We start from the raw sequence: 23,436 nt of genomic DNA, 5'->3' as shown, positions 1-23,436 counted from the left end.
CAGCTTTTTGATTCAATCTTGACGTCAATTCCATTACAATTATCGGGTTTTTAAATTCATGCCTAGATATACAATTAATTAGAGGACGTATCTGTGAGCAAAGAGACTATCATCGCCCTACACGCAGAGCACCAAGGTCGCTGGAAAAACCGTGAAGAAATCGCGGAACGTATGATTGCTTTACTCGGTCAGTTGTACCGTGAAAAAAATATCATGGTTTCAGTATTTGGTCGTTCTTTAGTTAACCGTTCTGTGATTCAAATTTTGAAAGCACACCGTCGTACTCGTATGATGGATGTAGAACTTTCAGTTGTTCATACTTTCCCATTGCTTGAAGCTTTGGCAAAAGTAGACAACATCGGTTCAGCAGAAATCGACTTAGGTAAACTTGCTGTTGAATATAAAGAACAAGGCGGCGATGTAAATGCATTTGTTGCAGACGCTGTGAAATCTTTAGCGGGCAATCCAACAACTGTAGAAAGCAAAGATGTTGTACTTTACGGTTTTGGTCGTATTGGTCGTATCCTTGCGCGTTTAATCATTGGTCAATCTGGTCTTGGTCGTGGCTTAAACCTTAAAGCAATTGTGGTACGTAAATCATCTGATGGCGATTTAGAAAAACGCGCGTCTTTATTGCGCCGTGACTCTATTCACGGTCCATTTGCAGGCACGATTTCTGTAGATGAAGAAAATGAAGCAATTATCGCAAATGGTAACTTCATTAAAGTGATTTATGCATCTAACCCGTCTGAAGTAGACTATACGGCTTATGGCATCAACAATGCATTGGTGATTGATAACACAGGTAAATGGCGTGATGCAGAAGGTCTTGCACAACACCTTCAATGCCCAGGCGCTGCACGTGTAATTTTAACCGCACCAGGTAAAGGTGACATGAAAAACGTGGTGTACGGTGTTAACCAAGCTGACATCCTAGATGAAGATAAAATCATTTCTGCAGCAAGCTGTACAACGAATGCAATCACACCAACTTTAAAAGTGTTGCATGACAAGTACACCGTTGTGAATGGTCATGTTGAAACTGTTCACTCATTTACTAACGACCAAAATTTGATTGATAACTATCACAAGGCTGATCGTCGTGGTCGTGCAGCAACATTGAACATGGTTATTACCGAAACAGGTGCAGCGAAAGCAGTTGCGAAAGCATTGCCTGCATTACAAGGTAAATTAACAGGTAACTCTGTACGTGTTCCAACGCCAAACGTATCACTTGCTATCTTGAACTTAACGCTTGAGAAAGAAGTAGATCGTGAAGAAGTGAACGAATATATTCGTCAAATTTCTATTCACTCTAACCTTCAAGGTCAAATTGGTTATACCAACTCGACTGAAGTGGTTTCAAGTGACTTCATTGGTTCGCGTACTGCAGGTGTATTTGATGCGCAAGCAACCATCACTTCAGGTAACCGTTTAACTGCTTACGTTTGGTATGACAACGAAGTGGGTTATAGCTGCCAAGTACTACGTATTGCTGAACAAATGGGCGGCGTAAGCTATCCTAAAGTTCCTGCTGAAACAAATGCATAATTTGTGAAAGTTAAAAAAGAGCCTCATTTGAGGCTCTTTTTTTATGCGCTTTAATTCATCATCGAATATAAGAGTGAGTGTTGAAATTTTCACCGAATACGCTATTATAAACTTACTAAAATAAAGTCTATGCTAAAAAGTAAGTTTTATTTTGCTTTCAAGTTTTTAAAGCCTGAACAATAGAAATAACAGAAGGATACCGTTATGCAATACGCCACTAGTCACATACTTGGACAAGTCCTTGCTAAAGATTGTCCATCTCGGGTTCGTTTGGAGCATCTAGCCAACAAATGGTCAATGTTGGTGTTACATTGTTTAAGCGAGGGTTTACACCGTTTTAGTGAGTTAAGACAGCGCATTGAAGGAGTGAGTGAAAAAATGTTGGCACAAACGCTTAAAACCCTAGAGCAAGATGGGTTAATTTTGCGCACAGTTTATCCGACAGTGCCGCCTAAAGTGGAATATCAGCTCACTTTTGACGGCTCACAAATTGCAGCAAGAGTGAATCAACTGATTGAGTATTTAGAACAGCATTTGCCTGAAACTTCACAGCAATCTTCCCGCTAACAGATAGTGTATCTTTGGGGGGAAGTCGTTGTAGAAGTAACTAATGCGAAGCACATTTGGGGTGATTAAATAGCACGTTGATGTGAAAAATCATAACGATCAATCAGTAAAATTCCTATGGTAAACACCAAAATACTGGCAACACCATCCATTCAGCGCCCGTGTTATTATGCGAAGACCGCCGTCAATGAGTAAAGTGCTGCACTTGAAAACAAATGGTCATATATCGCATTAATACGCGAAAGTGCGGTGCATCAATTCAATATACCAAGTTTTGATTCAACACGTGAAAAACCGTTAAACCCAAATGCTCATCAACACACCGACAGCATAAGCCATAATATTCTGCTGTGCAAAAAAAGAGGAATGCACGCAAACAACCTCAAGCCAATAAATAAAATTGTGACAAAATTTTCACGACCTTTGCCCACCGTTTTACCGGACACACTTGAAGAGAAAATTCCAATCACACCCAATGCACCAAAAAGCCCGATTTGAAAATCACAAAAAATGATAAGACGAATTGGCTAAAACAAAAGTCATGCAAGCAAAACCAAGGACAAAATGGCAAAACCCAATGCACCTGCGCACGCTATGAATTAAATATGGCTGAGTCACAGCCAATTGAATTAAAGAACGATAAATGCCTGCTACAGTCTAGTCTGTGTTGCCAGTCGTAGATGGAAGTTTTATCCATAACAAGCCTGCAAAAAGTAGGGTCATAATGCCGCTGCTGAAATAGACTGCTTCCCAAGATCAATAGGTCGATACAAAACCCACATAAGAAAAAAATGATCTTCTCATTGCTAAAAGCAATGAGTGATTTGAACAATCAGTGATAAAAAGTAGTTCTGTATACGATTGCATAAATATAATTCGAGAAATTTTCTAAAATATGGCAGAATATACGGCTTTTAAAGTTTTTAGAGGATTGGCAAGATGCGCTTTGTTGATGAAGCAGTCATTACCGTAGAGGCTGGCGACGGTGGCAATGGCGTAGCCAGTTTTCGCCGAGAGAAATTTGTACCATTTGGTGGACCAGATGGTGGTGATGGTGGTCGTGGCGGCAGCATTTTTATTCAAGCCGACGACAACGCAAGCACCCTTGTAGATTATCGTTATACCCGTAAATTTCGGGCTGAACGTGGTAAAAACGGTTCAGGCGCAAACTGTGCAGGTCGTGGTGGTGAATCTGTCGTTTTGACCGTTCCAGTGGGCACAACCATTGTTGATACAGACTCTGGCGATATTATTGCAGATTTAGTCGAAAGCGGTCAGAAAGTATTGGTCGCTCAAGGTGGTGATGGTGGTTTAGGGAATACTCACTTTAAATCATCTACTAACCGTACACCGCGTAAATTCACGCATGGTGCCAAAGGTGAGTTCCGTGAAATCCGTCTGGAGTTGAAAGTCCTTGCCGATGTAGGCTTGCTAGGCATGCCAAATGCGGGTAAATCGACCTTTATTCGTGCCGTTTCTGCGGCAAAACCAAAAGTTGCTGACTATCCATTTACTACCATGGTGCCAAATTTAGGCGTGGTGGATGCAGATCGTCATCGTTCTTTTGTCATGGCAGATATTCCAGGACTGATTGAAGGTGCAGCAGAAGGCGCAGGTTTGGGGATTCGCTTCCTGAAACATTTGGCGCGTACTCGTATTTTACTGCATATTGTGGATGTTCAACCTATTGATGGTTCTGATCCTGCGTACAATGCCAAAGCGATTCTGCAAGAGTTGGAAAAATTCTCTCCAACTTTGGCGAAATTACCAATCGTATTGGTGTTGAATAAACTTGATCAAATCCCTGAAGATTCACGTGAAGAATGGTGTAAACACATTCTTGAAGAATTGCAGTGGGATGGTCCTGTGTTCAAAACTTCAGGTTTAATGTCTGAAGGAACACAGCAAGTCGTGTATTACTTGATGGATCAAATTGAGCAACAACGTGAACGCGAAGTTGAAGATCCTGAGTACGCAGCAGAAATGAAAGCATTCCGTGATCAGCTGGAAGCTGAAACACGTGAACAAACCATTGCCGCGAAAGAAACGTATCGTGAGATGCGACGTCAGCAACGTCTTGCAGGTATATTGGGTGATGACGACGAAGACGATGATGGTGAAGATGGCGAAGTAGAAGTGTATTACGTACGCTAAGCGCTACAAAAAGTGACTGAGGACAAGATGATAGAAGTGGTAGATGGGCAACGTCAGCTCAAGGGTTGTAAACGAATCGTTGTTAAAATCGGATCATCTTTACTCACAGCCAATGGGCAAGGTTTAGATTTAGATGCAATCTCGCATTGGGCGAGACAAATTGCAGATCTACACAATGCTGGACACGAAATTATCTTGGTGTCATCGGGTGCTGTGGCTGAAGGTATGGTGCGAATGAAACTTGAGCATCGACCCACCGATCTACCCAGTCTTCAGGCATGCGCTGCTATTGGTCAAATGGGCCTGATTCAGACGTGGTCAAGTGTGCTGGAAAAGCACCAAATTCAAACGGCACAAGTACTTTTAACGCATGATGATCTGGCAGATCGTCGTCGTTATTTAAACTCATGCGATGCCTTGCAAAACCTGATTGAATGGCGCGTGATTCCAGTTATCAATGAAAATGACACGGTTTCTACCGATGAAATTCGTTTTGGCGATAACGACACTCTAGCTGCAATGGTCGCAGGGCAGGTACATGCCGATTTGTTAATCATTTTGACCGATCAGCAAGGCATGTTTGACTCTGACCCACGTTCTAACCCAAATGCAAAACTATTCCATACCGTACGTGCTTTGGATGAAAGCTTGTTCGATATGGCAGGTGGTGGCGGCAAGTTTGGGCGTGGCGGTATGCTGACTAAAGTTCGTGCGGCACGTTTAGCGGCTAAATCGGGCTGTCCAACTTTAATTGCCAGTGGTGAAAGTGATAACGTGTTGGCGCGTTTAATGGCGGGTGAAATGTTGGGTACGCTATTCATCACCGACAATGACCGTATTGCGGCGCATCAACAGTGGTTGGCTGCACATTTACAAACAGCAGGGCGTTTGGTGATTGATGATGGTGCAGTCAAAGCCATTAAAGAAAACCACCGTAGTTTATTGCCTGTGGGTGTCAAAGCTGTAGAAGGGCATTTTGAACGTGGTGATGTGGTGGAATGTGTAGATACACAAGGTCATCGTGTCGCTGTGGGACGTGTTAATTTTAGTTCGCGTTCTGCAGATTTGGTCAAAGGCTTGGCTTCTGACAAAGTGCATCAGCTGTTAGGTGAGGCACGTTCATTAGAGATGATTCACCGTAATCATATGGCGATTTATTAATGTTGTAATATATTGAAATTAAATGAATAAAATAATTCATTTGATTTTTTAACTACTTTTTTAGCTACTTGGTAAAAAGCCTACTCAAGATAAGTAGGCTTTTTACTGTTAAATATATTTAGATATCAAAAACAAGTTTTTGGGTGTCATTTTTACCCGACTTGTAACGTATGTTTCAATTTGGTGGTCTTACATGAACCTAGATAGCTTAAAAGATTTATTATTATTTTTGAATTTCACACAACATCAAAGCGTATTTACCAAAGAATTTACTTCCGGAGATCATAGCCTTTCAATCGATTTTGAAAAAAAGCAAATAATCTATCCGGAAGCTTATGGTTTAAAAGTGAATGAAAGACAGACTTGTAATTTTTCCAGTAACGAAAATTTTGTGGTGTTTGAATGTGTACACCGTTTACTCGAAAAAGGCTATAAACCTGAGCACATAGAGTTAGAGCCAAAATGGAAACTAGGGCATGGTGCAAGTGGCGGACGTGCGGATATTTTGGTGAAAAACCATCAAAATCAACCCTTTCTAATTATTGAATGTAAAACCTTTGATCGTGAATTTAATAAAGCTTGGAAAGAGACGCTTGAAGATGGTGGACAGCTTTTTAGTTATGTCGAGCAAGAAAAATCAGTTGAATTCGTGTGCTTATATGCATCGCAATGGAATGAAACAGACCAAAAAATTGACGATCAACAACGTATTATTTCAGTTAAAGATAACCCGATTATTTTAAAAGATTTGCCTGACGCCTTAAATTACAGCAATGCCAAAAACGTCAAAGAGCGTTTTAAGGTATGGAAAGACACCTACCAACTTGAAGCGACTGAAAAAGGGATTTTTGAAGATAATATTCAGGCGTATCAAATTGGTAAAGATAAATACACGCTAGCGATTGATACTCAGCCAATTAATAGTATGAACATTAAAGGCAAGTATCACGAGTTTCGTACTATTTTACGCAAACATAATGTGTCACGCCGTGAAAATGCCTTTGAAGTGTTGGTGAATTTATTTTTATGTAAAATTGTGGATGAAACCCAAAATCCTGAAGATTTGCATTTTTATTGGAAAGGCATGGCATATGACAGTTATTTCGATTTAGTCGATCGCCTGCAAAAGCTGTATAAAATTGGTATGCAACAATTTTTACAGCAAGACATTATTTATGTCAGCCAAGATGATATTGATGGTGCATTTTGGGCAATTAAACAAAAACCGAATGCCACCGAGCAACGAATTAAAGAACTCTTTCAACAACTTAAATTTTATAAAGGCTTAGATTTTGAGTTTATTAAAGTTTCCAACAAAGAAAAGTTTGAGAAAAATGCCAAAATTTTGATTGAAATTATTCAAATGTGGCAAGGTTTACGCCTAACCTCGACCGAAGAAAATCAATTCTTAGGGGATATGTTTGAGTATTTCTTAGATAACGGTATTAAACAAAGTGAAGGGCAGTTCTTTACACCTATTCCTATTTGTAAGTTCATTGTGTCAGCATTGCCATTAGAAAGCATGTTGCAACAACATTCTGAACCGTTAAAAGTGATTGATTATGCGTGTGGTTCAGGGCACTTTCTTAATGAATATGGCTCGCAAGTCAGTAAACTACTTAAGCCAATTAAAGATATTGATGAACCAAATAGTTACTATGCACAAACTTATGGCATTGAAAAAGAAGATCGTTTAGCCAAAGTATCTAAAGTGGCATCGTTTATGTATGGGCGTAATGAAGTTAATATTATTGATGCTGATGCCTTAATCTCCCATGAAAATATTAAACCTGAAAGTTTTGATGTATTGGTGGCAAATCCTCCATTTGCTGTCGAGGACTTTTTACAAACCATTGATGAGGTGGAGCGTGAAAAATTTAAATTATTTAATTTGGTGAATAATCCTAGCAATAATAATATTCAGTGTTTCTTCTTAGAACGTGCGCAACAACTGCTTGCCCCTGATAGCGTGATGGGCGTGATTGTGCCAAGTTCGATTCTAAGCAATAGCGACAGTATTCACATTGCCACCCGTGAAATATTATTACAGCATTTTGATTTTTTAAGTATTGTTGAATTGGGTAGCCAAACCTTTGGTAAAACAGGTACAAATACTGTGGTGTTGTTCTTACGCCGTAAAGCACAGCGTCCTGAACAAGCCGTACAATTTAAAAATCGGGTCAATAATTTCTTTGCTGATTGGGAAAATGAAAAATCAAGTGGCGGCGGTGCATATTTGGATACCAAAGTGGTGGAAAAATATTGTCAGCATACAAAAATTGACTTTGCACTGTATGAAACACTGTTAAAAGGCAAGCTTAATGCAGACTTATTGGCGATAGACATCTTTAAGGATTACCAAACCGATTTTAATAAACAGGCTGAAATTGTGAATTTAAAGAAACAAAAGCAATTTAAAGCCAAAACTGAAGCTGACCAACAAGCTGAGTTAGATAAGCGTTTACTTAATTATTTAACCAACATTGAAAAAGACAAGCTGTATTACTTTATGCTCACCCAATATAACGCAGAGGTAGATAACAAAGCTCGCCCATTGCTAGTAGTAAAAAGCCCAAGCGATAACAAAGAACAGAAAAAGTTTTTAGGTTATGAGTGGAGCAGTGCCAAAGGTAATGAAGGTTTAAGTTATTTGGGGGGTGATACGGTATTTGACATTAATACGCCATTATTTGACCCAAAAAACCGTGAGAATAGTGAAAAAATTAGTTATGTGATTCGGCAGAATTTTAATGGCGAGCAGGTGAATATTCCTGAGCATTTAACGCCGTTTGTGTCGCAAGTGTATTTGCATGATGTGCTGGATTTTAGCCGTAAAGAGTTTAATAAGGCGTTTAATTTATCGGCACAAAGTAAAGTTGAGATTGAAACTAAGTGGGATTTGGTGAAGTTGCCCGATGTTGTTGAAATTAATAAAGTAACTAAAAATCCGGAAAAAGAATTTGGAGAAGAAAGATTTATCTATATTGATATTTCATCAGTCGAAAGTGGTACAGGTAGAGTTAATTTAGAAAATATATTATCACCAAATGAAGCACCAAGTAGAGCCAGAAGAGTTGTTCAAAAAAATGATATTTTATTGGCGACAGTTCGTCCCAATTTAAAAGCGTTTGCATTCCTAAAAAATTTACCTAATCAAAATGTTTTAGCTTCTACAGGGTTTGCTGTATTAACAGCTAAATCAAATATTTTAGCTCAGTATTTATATGTGTGTTTATTTCAGAATTTTATGATTGATCAAATGGTTGCAGTGATGGGGAAAGGGCAATATCCAAGTATTAATGAAACTGATATTTCAAACTTTAAAATCCCACTTCCACCTTTAGACATTCAACAAAAAATTGTTGAAGAATGCGAAGCGATAGATAACCAGAGGGAACAAGCTCAATCATTAATTGCACAGCTTGAGAATAATATTTCATCAATTATTCAAAATGTTAGCGGTGATCGTATTAAAATAGGTTCACTCTATAGTTATTCGAAGATGAGAATTCAGGCTGATTTATTAAATGCTGATACATATGTCGGAGTCGATAACTTATTACCAAATACCAAAGGAAAGAAACCTTCAGAGTTTGTGCCCAATTCTGGAACAGTAACACAATACGGTATTGGTGATGTTTTACTCTCAAATATCAGACCTTACCTAAAGAAAATTTGGTTAGCTGATATAGTTGGTGGTGCTTCAAATGATGTTTTAGTTCTTAAAAGACAATCTGAAAACATCCGTGAAAAATATTTCTTTTACAATTTGAAGCAAGATCAATTTTTTGAGTATTCGATGCTCGGTAAAAAAGGTGTAAAAATGCCAAGAGGAGATAAAAATCAAATTCTAGATTATCGAATCCCTTTACCACCTTTAGCCGAACAAGAAAAAATTGTTGAGCAAATTGAAGCATTAGAAATGCAAATTGCACAAGCGCAACAAGTGATTGATGCAGCACCTCAGCAAAAACAAGCGATTTTGCAAAAGTATTTGTAAGTAATAAAAAAAGTCCCGCAGCGTACAGCAACTTGCGGGACTTTAATATGTTCAACACACTCACCAAATAGCAAATGCGCATATTGTTATCACTTTGTTGAGGGAAATATCATGCAATTACAATTACGAAAAATCGAGAATAGCTTAGGCATCATTATTCCAGCATCTGTCATGCAACAATTTAATCTTAGGGTAGATACACCTGTAGAGATCGTAGAACAAAATGGAAATATGATGATCAAGCTCATGATTCAGAAGCAATCTAAACTTCCATTCAGTGAGGCTGAATTACTTGCCAAGATTGATGCTGACAGCGCACATAGCGACTTAATTGCAAAGCCTATTGGCAAAGAGTGGTGTGAATAAGCACTTATTGATCGGAGCGACTCATTGGTCTGAGTAGCGCCCCTCAAAATAGTTTATTTCAAGTTTATTTAAACTGAATCGTTCCATTTGCATTGACGGTAATTTTAGATTCACCTGCTGACATATCTTGATCAGCTACAGCTGATTCAGCGACAGCAAATTTAGCCTTACTCTCGAGCATAACAGGCTGCGGGAAATAAGAATTAGTATTCAGATTTAAATTCACTAAGTTATAGCCCGATTTATTCCAAGCCTGACTGAGCATTTGCGCACGTTGCTGGAAGCTTTTAGATGCTTCGACCATCAACTCATTTTCAACCTTTTTACGTTGTGCATCCGACACGCTAAAATTAATAGATTGGGTTTGGAAGTTTTGTTGTAGCTCACTCACCAATTGGCTTGCTGCTTTAAAATCGGTGCTTTGCACACGTACTTCTGCACGACCGCGCCATTCTTTTAGCCTACGACTGTCATTGTCGTAAATTGGATAGGTGGTTTGTGAACCTGTTTCTACCTTCACTTGTGGATATTTACGTGCAGTTGCAATGGCTTGGCTCATTAACTGGTTAATTTGTGATGCAAGTTCGGCAGGCTGTTTGTGACTTTTTTCAATATATAACACAGCATGCATTTGATCATTTGAAACTTCGCGCGTAGCTTCGGCTTGAACATTGACGATATTATAATTTAAAGATTCATTTTGTTGGGCAAAAGCAGTGCTTGCAGCACCAACAGCCAACAGGGTAGCAGCGAGAGAAAGTAAGCGCATATTTTGACCTATTATTCAGGGGATCAGGATTTATGAAAAGCGTTTGAATTGATTTAAATAGTAACTTTGCTTTGTGAGGATTCTTAGCTGAATTTGTGGTGGCTTTGTAAAATTTCGCTATAAAATTGCTGTAAATGCTGCTTTATAAAATTCAATAAAAATAATGATCTATACTATTTTGAAAATAAATGCTGCATGACTTGAGAGATTGTAGAAAAAAAAGTATAAAGGAAGTGGAAAGAGTTATATTTTCTTTCCTTTGTCACAATATAAGATGATAATTCAATCCAATCATCTGCAAGATATGTTTTTTCGATGAAATTAGGCAATATTTGGGTTAAACCTGTTTATTTTCTAGAAAAATTAGGTATTATCCCGCATCCTAGTCTTGAAGAACAAAACTCTATCTCGCTAGATCAAAAAAGCACCGAGTCAAAGGACCGCAAGTCACCAGACTTATTTCTTTCAACCCATATCAGAGATGGTAATTCGATATGAGCGTTACTTCTGTAAACCCTGCCAACCATTCCACAAACGAATACTACTTGACTCGCCAAAGTCAGATGGAATCGAATGTGCGTAGTTATCCTCGTAAATTACCGTTAGCGATAGCGAAAGCACTAGGTTGTTGGGTTACCGATGTTGAAGGTACTGAGTACCTAGATTGTTTGGCTGGGGCAGGAACCTTGGCATTGGGCCATAATCATCCTGCGGTGGTTCAAAGCATCCAAGACACTTTAGCAAGTGGTTTGCCATTACACACCCTGGATTTAACGACACCTTTGAAAGATGCTTTTACTGAAGCGTTACTTTCATACATGCCTGGTGGTCAAGAAGAATACTGCTTGCAGTTCTGTGGTCCGACAGGTGCAGATGGCACAGAAGCGGCTATCAAACTTGCAAAAACCTATACAGGTCGTAGCTCAGTCATCAGCTTTTCAGGTGGCTATCACGGCATGACACATGGCTCATTGGCCATGACAGGTAATTTGTCTGCAAAAAACGCAGTCAATGGTTTAATGCCTGGTGTTCAATTTATGCCATATCCGCATGAATACCGCTGCCCACTTGGTATTGGCGGTGAAGCGGGTGTAGATGCTTTAACGTATTATTTTGAAAACTTCATTGAAGATGTAGAAAGCGGTGTAACTAAGCCTGCAGCAGTGATTCTTGAAGCAATTCAAGGTGAAGGCGGTGTAGTAACTGCACCAATTAAATGGTTGAAAAAAATCCGCGAAGTGACTGAAAAGCACAACATCGTTTTAATTTTAGACGAAGTTCAAGCGGGCTTTGCACGTTCAGGCAAAATGTTTGCATTTGAACATGCAGGTATTGAGCCAGACGTTGTTGTCATGTCTAAAGCTGTTGGTGGTGGTTTGCCATTGGCGGTACTTGCCATTAAACGTAAGTTTGACGCATGGCAGCCAGCAGGTCACACGGGTACTTTCCGTGGTAACCAATTGGCAATGGGTACAGGTCTTGTAGTACTTAAAACCATTAAAGAACAAAACCTTGCACAAAACGCGCAAGAGCGTGGTGAGTTCTTACAAGCTGAATTGAAAAAATTAGCGGTTGAATTCCCATGTATTGGTAATGTACGTGGCCGCGGTTTAATGATTGGTATCGAAATTGTAGATGAACGCCAAGAAAAAGACCGTTTAGGTGCTTATCCAGCAGATTCTCAATTGGCTGCTGCTGTTCAGGCTGCATGTTTTGACAACAAATTGTTGCTTGAGAAAGGTGGTCGTGGTGGTACGGTAATCCGTTTACTTTGTCCACTCATCATTACTCAAGAAGAGTGTGTAGAAGTCATCGCTCGCTTCAAGAAAGCAGTTGCTGAAGCGTTAGTCGCAGTTCGAGGCGCATAAGTTTATGGTAGATTTTGCAGAACATCGTAAAGCGTTACTCTGCAATGATGCTCAATCCATTGCTGACTACAGTGCAGCAATGGAACAAGCGACTCAAGCAGTCGCGGCATGGTTGCAAAATGACAAAATGTACACAGGCGGCAGCATTAAAGAATTGCGTGAAGCGATTGCTTTCCAGCCGTCTAAACAGGGTTTAGGTGTACAAAAGTCATTGGAACGCATGGTTGAGCTTTTCTTAAACAAAAGTTTAAAAGTTCATCATCCACATTCTTTGGCACATTTGCATTGCCCAACTATGGTGGCAAGTCAAATTGCAGAAGTGCTCATTAACGCAACCAACCAATCTATGGACTCTTGGGATCAAAGCCCTGCAGGTTCATTGATGGAAGTACAACTGATTGACTGGTTACGTCAAAAAGTTGGCTATGGCGCAGGTCAGGCAGGTGTGTTCACTTCAGGTGGTACACAGTCTAACTTGATGGGTGTGTTGTTGGCGCGTGATGCGTGTATTGCAAAGAACTGGAAAGATGAAAACGGTAATCCGTGGTCTGTTCAGCGCGATGGTATTCCAAGCGATGCAATGCGTAATGTGAAAGTCATTTGTTCTGAAAATGCACACTTCTCTGTGCAAAAGAACATGGCGATGATGGGTATGGGCTTCCAGTCAGTTGTGACTGTACCTGTCAATGAAAATGCACAAATGGACGTGGTTGCACTTGAGCAAACCATGGCGCATTTAAAAGCTGAAGGTAAGATCGTTGCGTGTGTGGTTGCGACTGCGGGTACAACCGATGCAGGCGCGATTGATCCACTTAAAAAGATTCGTGACATCACCAATCAATATGGCGCGTGGATGCACATCGACGCAGCTTGGGGTGGTGCATTAATTCTTTCTAACAGTCATCGCGACATGCTTGATGGTATTGAGTTGTCTGATTCTGTGACACTGGATTTCCATAAGCATTATTTCCAAACTATTTCGTGCGGTGCGTTCTTACTGAAAGATGAAGCGAACTATCGTTTCATGCACTATGAAGCAGAATATTTGAACTCTGCTTATGATGAAGAGCATGGCGTACCAAACTTGGTGTCTAAGTCATTACAAACAACACGTCGTTTTGATGCGTTGAAACTTTGGATGACAATTGAAGCCTTGGGTGAAGAGCTTTACGGTTCGATGATTGATCATGGTGTGAAGCTAACACGTGACGTTGCTGATTATATTAAAGCGACTGCTGGTTTAGAATTGTTGGTTGAACCACAATTTGCATCAGTATTGTTCCGTGTTGTACCTGAAGGTTATCCAGCAGAGTTCTTGGATAGCTTGAACCAAAACGTAGCAGATGAGTTATTTGCACGTGGTGAAGCCAATATTGGTGTTACTAAAGTCGGTAATGTTCAATCATTGAAGATGACCACTTTAAGCCCAGTGGCAACATTAGACAACGTGAAAAACTTATTGGGCTTGGTATTGGTAGAAGCAGATCGCATTAAAGATGCGATTGTAGCGGGTACTTATACACCACCAATCGACTAATGTTCTCATTATTCAGATTGTGATGAAACACAATAAAAGAAGTCACTACGGTGGCTTTTTTTTGTGCCTGATTAAAAATATTGCAGTGAAGTGTGGTGGAAGCATTTTACCGTTTTTGCTTGAATGTTGTGATGGATTACGTGGTTTTGGCTTAAGAAATGCACTGCTGATGACATAAAAATTACGCAATTGGTGAATAAACATCAATTTTGGAAGAAAAAACCATAAACAATGATGACATTGGCATGAATTATTACATTTGAAAAGCCAATCTAAGAAAAAAACGAGCACAAAAATATTTTATTACATATTGATTTTTAAGGAAATTAAAATAAATCAACGTAGAAAAGGCAAATATAATCAAAGCGTAACAAAGTTGTAACATGCCTGTCATATTATAAAACCACAATGCAGTTATCGAAATAAGTACAAAACTTAATAACAAGTGACGTACTCCGAACTTGCATAAATGAGAGAGAACAGAATGCGCTTTACTAACATCGCCATTGCTTTAGCCGTATCTGCAGCAGCTGTAGCAACAACTGCAAACGCAGCTCGTGACACCATTCAAATCGCGGGTTCTTCAACCGTTCTACCATACGCTAGTATTGTAGCAGAAGAATTTGGTAATACTTTCCCACAATTCAAAACTCCAGTTGTTGGTTCAGGCGGTTCTTCAGGTGGTTTGAAGCAGTTCTGTACAGGTGTAGGTGACAATACCATCGACATCGCGAACTCATCTCGTAAAATTAAAGATTCAGAATTGGCTGCTTGTAAAAAAGCAGGCGTAAACCAAGTTTTAGAAATTAAAATTGGTTATGACGGTATCGTATTTGCTTCTAACGCAAACAAAGCAGCTTATAAACTAAAGCCTTACCATGTGTTTGCAGCAATTGCAGCTGAATTACCATCTAAAGGTAAAATGGTTGCTAACCCATATACACGTTGGAACCAAATTGACAAAACACTTCCAAACGAGCCAATTACCCTTGTAATCCCAGCGTCAAACCACGGTACACGTGAAGTGTTCCAAGAGAAAATGGTTGATGCAGGCTGTGAGGCTTATGCTGCGATCAAAGCATTAGACAAAGATGCGCAAAAGAAAGCATGTACTACTTTCCGTAAGGATGGTCGTGTAATCGAAATCGCAGGTGACTACACAGAAACACTGGCACGTTTGAAAACTTCTCCAAGCGCAGTGGGTGTATTTGGTTTAGGCTTCTATGACCAAAACCGTGACCGTTTACGTGTTGCAACTGTAAACAACGTAGCGCCATCTGAAAACACTATTTTAAATGGTTCTTACCCTGTATCACGTCCATTGTTCTTCTACGTGAAAGGTGAGCACCTTAAATCAATCAAAGGCTTACCAGAGTTTACTGAATACTTCTTGAGCAAAAAAGTATCTGGTAAAGGTTCTAAGTTAGACAAAGCAGGCTTAATTTCTATGTCTGACAAAGAACGTGCACAAGTTCTTGCTAACTTCAAAGCTGGTAAAGCGGTTAAGTAATTTGAGTTAAAACAGCTGATGGCAGGGATGACCTGCCATCGGCTTTTTGCTAAGAAATGTTTTTTCAAAAACGAAATTGAAAAAACAGTGGAGAATACATGAATCTGCTACTCATAGGTGTGTTATTGGCCATTATCGCCATAGCCTATCAAATCGGGTTAAGCAAGAGCCGTAACCTAGCAGGTAAGGGAAATAACTCTGCAATGTTACATTCACGCCCAGGATATTATGGTGCGTTGGTAGCATTATGGTGTGGTATCCCTGCTTTTTTAATTTTGATTGTTTGGAACTTGGTTGAGCCAAGTATTCTAGAGCAAGTGGTGATTAATAACGTGCCAGCGCACATTGCTGCGAGCTTAGACCCTGCAAGTACAAGTGTTTTGGTTGATCGCGTACAAGCCATTGCATCTGGTTTTGGTGTGAGTGATACACCTGCTGCATATGAAGTTGCAGCGGCAGAGCAATTAGCGAAAATTGAAACCATTGGTTCTTATGCCAAACTTGCGGTGGTGATCTGTGCGGCCTTATTTGGTTTGCTGTGGGCAAAGAAACGTGTTTCACAACAATTCCGTGCACGTAACCAAGTTGAAAAAATCATCAACATTTCTTTGGCATTATGTTCTGGTGTCGCAATTCTGACTACAGTCGGTATTGTGATGTCTATGTTCAGTGAAGCAATGCGATTCTTTAGTTTCGTTAACCCACTGGATTTCTTCTTTGGGACGGTCTGGAACCCTGGTTTTAGCACCTCGGGTAGTGCAGATGGCAGTTATGGTTTACTTCCATTACTGTGGGGTACATTGATGGTGAGTGGTATTGCCTTATTGGTTGCAGTACCTATTGGTTTAATGATTGCCATTTACCTTGCAGAATATGCATCGCCTAAATTCCGTGCATGGGCAAAGCCGACCATTGAGGTTTTAGCAGGTATTCCGACCATTGTGTACGGTGTATTTGCCATGATGATCATCGGTCCGTTCCTTAAAACAGCGGGCGCAATCATTGGACTAGATATTAATGCCACGAGTGCATTAACTGCTGGTTTAGTGATGGGTATCATGATCATTCCTTTTGTATCTTCATTGTCTGATGACATTATTACGCAAGTGCCGCGTGCGCTACGTGATGGTTCTTTAGGCTTAGGTGCAACCAAATCTGAAACCATTCGTCGCGTGGTGATGCCAGCTGCATTGCCAGGGGTGATTGGTGCGTTCTTACTTGCTGCGTCACGTGCAATTGGTGAAACCATGATTGTGGTGTTAGCTGCAGGTAATAGTCCTTTACTACACGCAAACCCATTAGAAGCGGTATCTACGGTTACGATTACGATTGTGAACCAGTTAACAGGTGATACAGATTTCGCAAGTCCGCAAGCATTGGTTGCTTTCGCACTTGGTTTGACCCTGTTCGTGATTACCTTAGGTTTGAACATTGTTGCACTATACATCGTGCGTAAATATCGTGAGCAATACGACTAATGAGTACTTCAAATACATCGTCTTTGGATCAGTTAGATCCACAAGCTGCTGCCGAATTACGTGAACAACGTAAAAAAACCATTGCCAGTTCATTGGGCAAACGTCACCGTAAGGAAAAAACCTTTCGTTTGATGGGGTTTTCGGCAGTTATTGCAGGTTTATTCTTTGTCGTATTGTTATTCGGCAGTATCTTATCTAAAGGTTTGCCTGCGTTCTGGCAAAGCAGTATGAGCCTTCCAATTTACTTCGATCCAGCGATTGTCAATGTAGGTCCAAAACCTAAGGCGATTTCAGGTGAGTCACCAGCACAATACGAAGAACGTATGATTAAGTGGCAAACCGAAATGGGTATGGTCGATTGGGATGCCCTCATTGTGAACGGCATTATTGCTAAAGATAAAGCGCTAGAAGCTAAGCGTGATGATCTTGGTTACTTATATACCAGTTCAGAAGCGTACCGAGTACGTGACATGGTGTTGGCTGATCCTTCTTTAATTGGTCAAACCAAAGAAGTGAAAGTTCTTGCAGATGCCAACGTTGATGTATGGTTAGAGGGCAAGATTGACCGTAGTTTACCAGATGAGCAGCAACAGCTAAGCCCTGAAGTACGTCAACTGGCAGATCAGCTCGAATCACAAGGTATTATTGAAAGTACTTTCAATACCAATATTTTTGTTAGCCCAGACTCACGTAGTTCTCCAGCGACTTCTGGTTTGGCAGGCGCATTCATGGGTTCGTTATTCATGATGCTGATTGTAATATTTATTTCGATTCCAATTGGTGTTGCGTCGGCAATTTACTTAGAAGAATTTGCACCTAAAAATGCGATTACTGATATTATTGAAGTGAACATCAATAACTTGGCTGCTGTCCCTTCTATTGTATTCGGTTTGCTAGGTGCTGCGATCTTTATTGGCTGGATGCATTTACCATTGTCTGCACCATTGGTCGGTGGTTTGGTACTCAGTTTAATGACTTTACCAACCGTGATTATTACCACGCGTGCATCATTAAAAGCAGTGCCACCGTCGATTCGTCAAGCTGCTTTAGGTTTGGGTGCTTCTCGTTTACAAACTGTGTTCCACCATGTACTCCCACTTGCATTGCCAGGTATTTTAACGGGTGCAATTATTGGTGTCGCACAAGCTTTGGGTGAAACCGCACCATTGTTATTAATTGGTATGAGTGCTTTCGTTGCCAGTGTACCAGCAACTCCACTTGATCAATCTACTGCGTTACCTGTGCAAATTTTCTTATGGCAGGGTAATGAATTGCGTAACTTCTTCGAGGGACGTACCGCTGCAGCCATTATCGTACTTCTTGCGCTAATGATTGGCTTAAACAGCTTTGCAATTTGGTTGCGTAAGAAGTTTGAAGTACGCTGGTAATTGAGGGCAGAATATGAATACTGTAGCAAGCACAGAAAAACCAAATTCCTTAGAACAGGATAAACAAGTGAATCCACAGCAAAGCCAATTTACATCTACCGATGTAGAACAGAAGCAATCATCAACTTCGTTTGTTTCACAGTTTGATACACAAGCATCTAGCAAGAAAGAAGCGAAGTCTTCAAATGTGAAATTAAGTACCAATGATGTGCATGTGTACTATGGTGAATCTGAAGCAATCAAAGGCATTGATTTAAATATCTATGAAAATGAAGTGATTGCATTTATTGGTCCATCTGGTTGCGGTAAATCTACTTTCTTGCGTACTTTAAACCGTATGAACGACACCATTGATAGCTGTCGTGTAACGGGTAAAGTGATGTTGGATAACCAAGACATTTATGACCCGAACCTTGACGTGGTCTTGTTACGTGCGCAAGTGGGCATGGTGTTTCAGAAGCCAAACCCATTCCCGAAATCAATTTTTGAAAACGTAGCCTATGGCCCTAAACTGCATGGTTTAGCGCGCGATAAATACGATTTGGAAGAAATTGTAGAAAACAGTTTGCGTAAAGCTGGTTTGTGGGAAGAAGTGAAAGATCGTTTGAATCAACCAGGTACCGGTCTTTCTGGTGGTCAGCAACAACGTCTTTGTATCGCACGTACCATTGCGGTAAGTCCAGAAGTAATTTTGATGGATGAACCATGTTCGGCACTTGACCCAATTGCAACGGCAAAAGTAGAAGAATTAATTTCTGAACTTTCTACCCAATATACAATTGCGATTGTAACGCACTCAATGCAACAGGCAGCGCGTGTATCTGACCGTACCGCATACTTCCATTTGGGTGATTTGATTGAAGTGAATGCGACTGAAAAAGTATTTACTCAGCCAGACCATCAATTAACAGAAGCGTATATTACAGGTCGTTTTGGTTAATTCTTAAAATCTGTAAAAAGGAACCGCAAATCAAACCGATTTGCGGTTTTTTTATGACGAATGTTTTGTACATAGTATGATTTTGTTTTTGCACAAATTAAACGGTAATGAGATTTAAAATCGATTAAATTAAGCAAATCAACAAGGTGATATTGAATTTTTAAGTTCAGCCCTCATCTTAAGCTAAGCACAAATAAAATTGAGAATTGCGGATCTATGTTATTTCACTTACCTAAACTTCCTGCCGAAATTCGTATTAGCCATTTAAATGCGCGAATTAACGAACAACGAAAAAAAATTGCGCAAACTACGGCATCTAAACTTGAGTTATTACAACTATCTCAACAAATGGCACGTGAAGCACGCGCCCGTAAAAAGAACAATCAAAAAATTTATGTACTTGACTTTAAAGGTGATACTGCCGCGTCTGCTGTAGAGCAATTGCGTGAAGAAATCACCCTAATTTTGGCAACCGCCAAAGCTGGACGTGACCGTGTCGTGGTACGTTTGGAAAGTCCGGGCGGCATGGTGCATGGCTACGGTCTTGCTGCTGCTCAATTGGTGCGTTTACGTGATGCAGGATTTCATTTAACCATTTGTGTCGATAAAGTTGCGGCAAGTGGTGGTTATATGATGGCATGCATTGGTTCAGAAATTGTGTCAGCGCCATTTGCTATTTTGGGTTCTATTGGCGTAGTGGCACAAGTACCGAACTTTAATCGCTTGCTTAAAGAAAAAAATATAGATTTTGAGATGTACACCGCAGGTGAATATAAACGCACTGTGACCATGTTTGGTGAAAATACTGAAGCAGGCAAGGCTAAGTTTGAAGAAGAATTGCAACAAACTCACGTGCTATTTAAACACTTTGTTGAAAAATACCGTCCACAACTAAATATTGAAAAAGTGGCAACTGGTGAGCATTGGTATGGTCAGGATGCGTTGGATTTAAAGTTAATAGACAAATTACAAACCTCAGATGAATACTTGCTGAGTTTGTTGCCACAGCATGACATCTATGCGATTCAAACTCGTAAAAAGCCTACTTTGGGTGAAAAGCTAGGTTTGCAAGCTGCACAAATGGCAGACAGTTTGATTCCTGCAGTGATGAATAAACTGGTTGATAGCCTAAGCAAAGCCAACAGCAGTTTGTTGCAAATCCGTGATCCTAAACTGTAATAGTGATGATCTAACTTCTAAAATTTATCTAAAAATTGCGCTCAATTGAGCGCAATTTTTTTATTCACTTTTATTCAAAAATATAGGGTCTTTGATTTAAGCATCTTAATTTTCAATTCAGCTTGATGTTATATCTTTGTGATAAGAACAAAACCACCTTGATAGATTGAATATGCAAACAAATAGTGTGCCCGCGAAGCAATCAACATCTACAGATTTAATGATTCGCTTTTTGCATGTGGTGATGCTGCTAAGTTTTACAGGGGCTTACTTAACAGGTGATGCGGAAGAATGGCATCAGTTACATATGGCTTTTGGCTATACGTTGGGGATTAGTTTAGCTTTACGAATCGTATGGCAGGTGTTGAGTATGTTGAACAGCACACAGCCGACAGGAATTTCTAAACGTTTAGGCATGATTCAACAATTTGTAAAACGCGATTGGAAACAGCCACAGCAGTTTTTTTCATTACCGTTTTTAAAGTCAGGCAGTTCCAGTGCGTTTCAATTCAGTATTTTGTTGATTTGGTTGGCATTGCCTTTAACTGTGTTGGTTGGATTTTTCACCGATTATACCCAAAGTCATACTTTAAAAGAGCTACATGAATTTGCAGCAAATTTATTCTTAGCTGCGGTATTGGTGCATTTAGCGAGCTTAACTTTAAGCAGCGTATTGTTTAAAAAATGGCTTGCCAAAACCATGTTTTGGGGGTCGGGTAAACCTGCAGTATTAACGGTGTTGATCTGGATGATTTCAGTCGCAAGTTTAGCTGGCTTCTGGTGGTGGTATTGGCAATAAATTTGGATTTAGTACGAAAGAGGCATCCTGTTAGGGTTTCTTGATCAAGTAGAAGCATCCCATCAGCATTGCTCCTATCGTTGCTAAAAGCATATCCATGTGTGCATCCCAAATATCACCTTGCTGACCATTATAATTTTCAGCATCTTCTGGCGATAAGCCAAGCGCAATCAGCCATTCCACCCATTCATAAATTAAACTGCTTGCAATGATAAATTGAATGACCAAAAGATATAAAACGATAGGTTTGTTTTTTGGAAACCAGACTTCAAACAAGCGCAATAAAACAGGATAGAGCAAAATACCATAAGCCAAATGCACAAAACGGTCATACATATTGCGTGACCAACCCATGCTCTGATCTAAATTGAAGCCAAAGCTGTGCAAAATCCAATCATTATAGGGCACATAAGAATACAGATAATGTGCTCCGACAATATGAATCAGTAAAAATATTAAATACAGCACAAAGCTAGAAAAACTCAGTCCTACTTTTTTAAACGCAATCAATAAAGCCGCGAGCATAAAAACTGTGCCTGCCTGATGCAGTAGATACGATTCAAATTCCAGTGGTTGAATACTGGCAGCAAGCATGGCGAGTATGACCAAGCCTAAAGCACAGTAATGTTGAATGCGGAATTGATTTTGCATGTGATGTTTAAGTTGGAAGATTTGTTTTATTCTAATAAAAATGCGAAGCCGAAGCTTCGCATTTTTGTATTAGGTTGCCGCTTTTACAAATTAGATTTTAGCAATTAAATCTTGAATTTGTTTTGCTTGTTCAGCTGCATTACCTGTGTAAGTTGCAGGCGTCATGGTTGCTAATCGTGCGCGATCTGCTGCAGGAACGCCTTCCAACTCGTTACCATTCACGAAATCTACCATCATCTCACGTGTCATGGCTTGACCACGTGTAAGGGCTTTTAACTTTTCGTATGGTTTTTCGATGTTATAACGACGCATCACGGTTTGAATTGGCTCAGCCAACACTTCTTGAGCATTGTCTAAATCTTCAAGAATACGTTGTGCATTCAATTCAAGTTTGCCAATACCTTTAGAGCAAGCTTCAAATGCGATCAAGCTTTGTGCAAAACCAACACCCATGTTACGCAATACAGTCGAGTCAGTTAAGTCACGCTGCCAGCGAGAAATAGGTAATTTTTCGCCTAAGTGGGCCAAGACTGCATTGGCGATACCCAAGTTACCTTCAGAATTCTCAAAGTCAATTGGGTTTACTTTGTGTGGCATGGTTGAAGAACCAACTTCACCTTCTTTCAGTCTTTGCTTGAAGAAACCAAGCGAGATGTAGCCCCAAACGTCACGGTTGAAGTCGATTAGAATAGTGTTGAAACGACGTAGCGCATCAAACAATTCTGCCATGTAGTCGTGTGGCTCAATTTGAGTCGTGTACGGGTTAAAGCTTAAACCTAAAGACTCTACAAATGCTTGAGAATGTGCAGGCCAGTTAATTTCTGGATATGCAGAAAGGTGAGCGTTGTAGTTACCTACGGCACCATTGATTTTGCCCAAAAGTTCAACTTGCTTGAACTGTTTGATTTGACGTGCAAGACGATAGGCTACATTCGCCATTTCTTTACCCAACGTTGTTGGGCTTGCAGTTTGACCATGAGTGCGTGACAACATTGGTTGATCTGCGTGTTTTTCTGCCAATGCAACAATCGAATCAATGATTTGCTGCATAGCTGCAACCAATACTTCACGACCATTTTTGAGCATTAAAGCATGTGACAAGTTGTTGATGTCTTCTGAAGTACAAGCAAAATGAATGAACTCACCTGCATTTTTTAACTCATCAATGTTGGCAATTTTTTCTTTTAAGAAATATTCAACTGCTTTTACGTCATGGTTGGTGGTGCGTTCAATTTCTTTAATGCGGTTGGCATCATCTTCAGAGAAATCTGCAACAATTGCATCTAATGCAGCATTGGTTGCAGCGCTGAACGCCGGTACTTCGGTAATTTCAGGACGATTGGCAAGCGCTTGTAACCAACGCACTTCAACTGTCACACGAGCATGGATTAAACCAAACTCAGAGAGGAAAGGGCGGAGTGCATCACATTTGCTTGCATAGCGCCCATCTAATGGAGAAAGTGCGGTTAAAGCGTTCATATCGATTCCTTAAACTTTGGAATTAAACCTAAAACAAAA

General features: G+C 40.1%; 17 protein-coding genes. 14 read left to right on the top strand and 3 right to left on the bottom strand.

The features are described from left to right. Window positions 1-93 precede the first annotated feature (93 nt). From B2W49_RS05510 to B2W49_RS05485, 6 genes are all read left to right on the top strand, one after another. Window positions 94-1,551 (top strand): glyceraldehyde-3-phosphate dehydrogenase, encoded by a 1,458-nt coding sequence (locus tag B2W49_RS05510; RefSeq protein WP_291335295.1) that lies wholly within the window; start codon window positions 94-96, stop codon window positions 1,549-1,551. 204 nt (window positions 1,552-1,755) lie between these two features. Continuing rightward, window positions 1,756-2,118 (top strand): winged helix-turn-helix transcriptional regulator, encoded by a 363-nt coding sequence (locus tag B2W49_RS05505; RefSeq protein WP_291335293.1) that lies wholly within the window; start codon window positions 1,756-1,758, stop codon window positions 2,116-2,118. A gap of 939 nt (window positions 2,119-3,057) precedes the next feature. Continuing rightward, window positions 3,058-4,272 carry an Obg family GTPase CgtA gene (gene cgtA, locus B2W49_RS05500; protein WP_291335291.1) on the top strand — a complete coding sequence of 405 codons (1,215 nt, stop codon included), beginning with the start codon at window positions 3,058-3,060 and terminating at the stop codon, window positions 4,270-4,272. A 27-nt stretch (window positions 4,273-4,299) separates the two neighbouring features. After that, window positions 4,300-5,433, top strand: coding sequence for a glutamate 5-kinase (proB, locus tag B2W49_RS05495; RefSeq protein WP_291335289.1), 1,134 nt, complete (start codon window positions 4,300-4,302; stop codon window positions 5,431-5,433). A gap of 346 nt (window positions 5,434-5,779) precedes the next feature. After that, window positions 5,780-9,433, top strand: coding sequence for an N-6 DNA methylase (locus B2W49_RS05490; RefSeq protein WP_291335288.1), 3,654 nt, complete (start codon window positions 5,780-5,782; stop codon window positions 9,431-9,433). Window positions 9,434-9,544: 111 nt separating this feature from the next. Next, entirely contained in the window at window positions 9,545-9,799 is a 255-nt protein-coding gene (locus B2W49_RS05485; RefSeq protein ID WP_179994609.1) for an AbrB/MazE/SpoVT family DNA-binding domain-containing protein, read from the top strand. A gap of 64 nt (window positions 9,800-9,863) precedes the next feature. On the opposite strand, the gene B2W49_RS05480 is transcribed toward B2W49_RS05485, so the two are convergent. Further along, window positions 9,864-10,568, bottom strand: a complete 705-nt coding sequence (locus B2W49_RS05480; RefSeq protein ID WP_291335284.1) for an SIMPL domain-containing protein — start codon at window positions 10,566-10,568, stop codon at window positions 9,864-9,866. A 494-nt stretch (window positions 10,569-11,062) separates the two neighbouring features. On the opposite strand from B2W49_RS05480, the gene B2W49_RS05475 reads away from it, so the two are divergent. The 8 genes from B2W49_RS05475 to B2W49_RS05440 all read left to right on the top strand — a co-directional run bounded on the left by B2W49_RS05475 (window position 11,063) and on the right by B2W49_RS05440 (window position 21,267). Continuing rightward, complete coding sequence (locus B2W49_RS05475; RefSeq protein ID WP_291335282.1) at window positions 11,063-12,436, top strand: diaminobutyrate--2-oxoglutarate transaminase; 1,374 nt, start codon at window positions 11,063-11,065, stop codon at window positions 12,434-12,436. A 4-nt stretch (window positions 12,437-12,440) separates the two neighbouring features. After that, the gene (locus B2W49_RS05470; protein ID WP_291335280.1) at window positions 12,441-13,973 is read left to right on the top strand and encodes a pyridoxal phosphate-dependent decarboxylase family protein; all 1,533 of its coding nucleotides are present in this window, start codon (window positions 12,441-12,443) and stop codon (window positions 13,971-13,973) included. 484 nt (window positions 13,974-14,457) lie between these two features. Next, window positions 14,458-15,483: a substrate-binding domain-containing protein gene (locus B2W49_RS05465; RefSeq protein ID WP_291335278.1), complete on the top strand. Its 1,026-nt coding sequence runs from the start codon at window positions 14,458-14,460 to the stop codon at window positions 15,481-15,483. Window positions 15,484-15,581: 98 nt separating this feature from the next. Then, window positions 15,582-16,961 carry a phosphate ABC transporter permease subunit PstC gene (gene pstC, locus B2W49_RS05460; RefSeq protein WP_291335276.1) on the top strand — a complete coding sequence of 460 codons (1,380 nt, stop codon included), beginning with the start codon at window positions 15,582-15,584 and terminating at the stop codon, window positions 16,959-16,961. After that, window positions 16,961-18,349: a phosphate ABC transporter permease PstA gene (gene pstA, locus B2W49_RS05455; RefSeq protein WP_291335274.1), complete on the top strand. Its 1,389-nt coding sequence runs from the start codon at window positions 16,961-16,963 to the stop codon at window positions 18,347-18,349. Before pstC ends, pstA begins: the two co-directional genes overlap by 1 nt. A gap of 13 nt (window positions 18,350-18,362) precedes the next feature. After that, entirely contained in the window at window positions 18,363-19,289 is a 927-nt protein-coding gene (gene pstB / locus B2W49_RS05450) for a phosphate ABC transporter ATP-binding protein PstB (protein WP_291335272.1), read from the top strand. 216 nt (window positions 19,290-19,505) lie between these two features. Next, window positions 19,506-20,468, top strand: coding sequence for a protease SohB (gene sohB / locus B2W49_RS05445; protein ID WP_291335270.1), 963 nt, complete (start codon window positions 19,506-19,508; stop codon window positions 20,466-20,468). A gap of 172 nt (window positions 20,469-20,640) precedes the next feature. Continuing rightward, the gene (locus B2W49_RS05440; protein ID WP_004971665.1) at window positions 20,641-21,267 is read left to right on the top strand and encodes a cytochrome b/b6 domain-containing protein; all 627 of its coding nucleotides are present in this window, start codon (window positions 20,641-20,643) and stop codon (window positions 21,265-21,267) included. A 30-nt stretch (window positions 21,268-21,297) separates the two neighbouring features. Here the strand turns inward: B2W49_RS05440 and B2W49_RS05435 are convergent, their stop codons facing one another. Both B2W49_RS05435 and purB read right to left on the bottom strand, forming a co-directional pair. Further along, the gene (locus tag B2W49_RS05435) at window positions 21,298-21,918 is read right to left on the bottom strand and encodes a DUF2238 domain-containing protein (RefSeq protein ID WP_291335268.1); all 621 of its coding nucleotides are present in this window, start codon (window positions 21,916-21,918) and stop codon (window positions 21,298-21,300) included. A gap of 90 nt (window positions 21,919-22,008) precedes the next feature. Beyond that, the gene (gene purB / locus B2W49_RS05430; RefSeq protein ID WP_291335266.1) at window positions 22,009-23,397 is read right to left on the bottom strand and encodes an adenylosuccinate lyase; all 1,389 of its coding nucleotides are present in this window, start codon (window positions 23,395-23,397) and stop codon (window positions 22,009-22,011) included. Window positions 23,398-23,436: the final 39 nt, after the last annotated feature.

This window comes from Acinetobacter sp. UBA801 (genome assembly GCA_002296655.1).
GTDB lineage: Bacteria > Pseudomonadota > Gammaproteobacteria > Pseudomonadales > Moraxellaceae > Acinetobacter.
The sequence above is the reverse complement of the archived record's forward strand: the minus strand, read 5'-3'. Positions and strand labels throughout refer to the sequence as shown.

Excerpts from the sequence above, each read along its gene's own strand:
- B2W49_RS05505 (WP_291335293.1), top strand. The coding sequence starts at position 1,756 with ATGCAATACGCCACTAGTCACATACTTGGACAAGTCCTTGCTAAAGAT.
- cgtA (WP_291335291.1), top strand. The coding sequence starts at position 3,058 with ATGCGCTTTGTTGATGAAGCAGTCATTACCGTAGAGGCTGGCGACGGT.
- proB (WP_291335289.1), top strand. The coding sequence starts at position 4,300 with ATGATAGAAGTGGTAGATGGGCAACGTCAGCTCAAGGGTTGTAAACGA.
- B2W49_RS05485 (WP_179994609.1), top strand. The coding sequence starts at position 9,545 with ATGCAATTACAATTACGAAAAATCGAGAATAGCTTAGGCATCATTATT.
- B2W49_RS05480 (WP_291335284.1), bottom strand. The coding sequence starts at position 10,568 with ATGCGCTTACTTTCTCTCGCTGCTACCCTGTTGGCTGTTGGTGCTGCA.
- B2W49_RS05475 (WP_291335282.1), top strand. The coding sequence starts at position 11,063 with ATGAGCGTTACTTCTGTAAACCCTGCCAACCATTCCACAAACGAATAC.
- B2W49_RS05470 (WP_291335280.1), top strand. The coding sequence starts at position 12,441 with ATGGTAGATTTTGCAGAACATCGTAAAGCGTTACTCTGCAATGATGCT.
- B2W49_RS05465 (WP_291335278.1), top strand. The coding sequence starts at position 14,458 with ATGCGCTTTACTAACATCGCCATTGCTTTAGCCGTATCTGCAGCAGCT.
- pstC (WP_291335276.1), top strand. The coding sequence starts at position 15,582 with ATGAATCTGCTACTCATAGGTGTGTTATTGGCCATTATCGCCATAGCC.
- pstA (WP_291335274.1), top strand. The coding sequence starts at position 16,961 with ATGAGTACTTCAAATACATCGTCTTTGGATCAGTTAGATCCACAAGCT.
- pstB (WP_291335272.1), top strand. The coding sequence starts at position 18,363 with ATGAATACTGTAGCAAGCACAGAAAAACCAAATTCCTTAGAACAGGAT.
- sohB (WP_291335270.1), top strand. The coding sequence starts at position 19,506 with ATGTTATTTCACTTACCTAAACTTCCTGCCGAAATTCGTATTAGCCAT.
- B2W49_RS05440 (WP_004971665.1), top strand. The coding sequence starts at position 20,641 with ATGCAAACAAATAGTGTGCCCGCGAAGCAATCAACATCTACAGATTTA.
- B2W49_RS05435 (WP_291335268.1), bottom strand. The coding sequence starts at position 21,918 with ATGCAAAATCAATTCCGCATTCAACATTACTGTGCTTTAGGCTTGGTC.
- purB (WP_291335266.1), bottom strand. The coding sequence starts at position 23,397 with ATGAACGCTTTAACCGCACTTTCTCCATTAGATGGGCGCTATGCAAGC.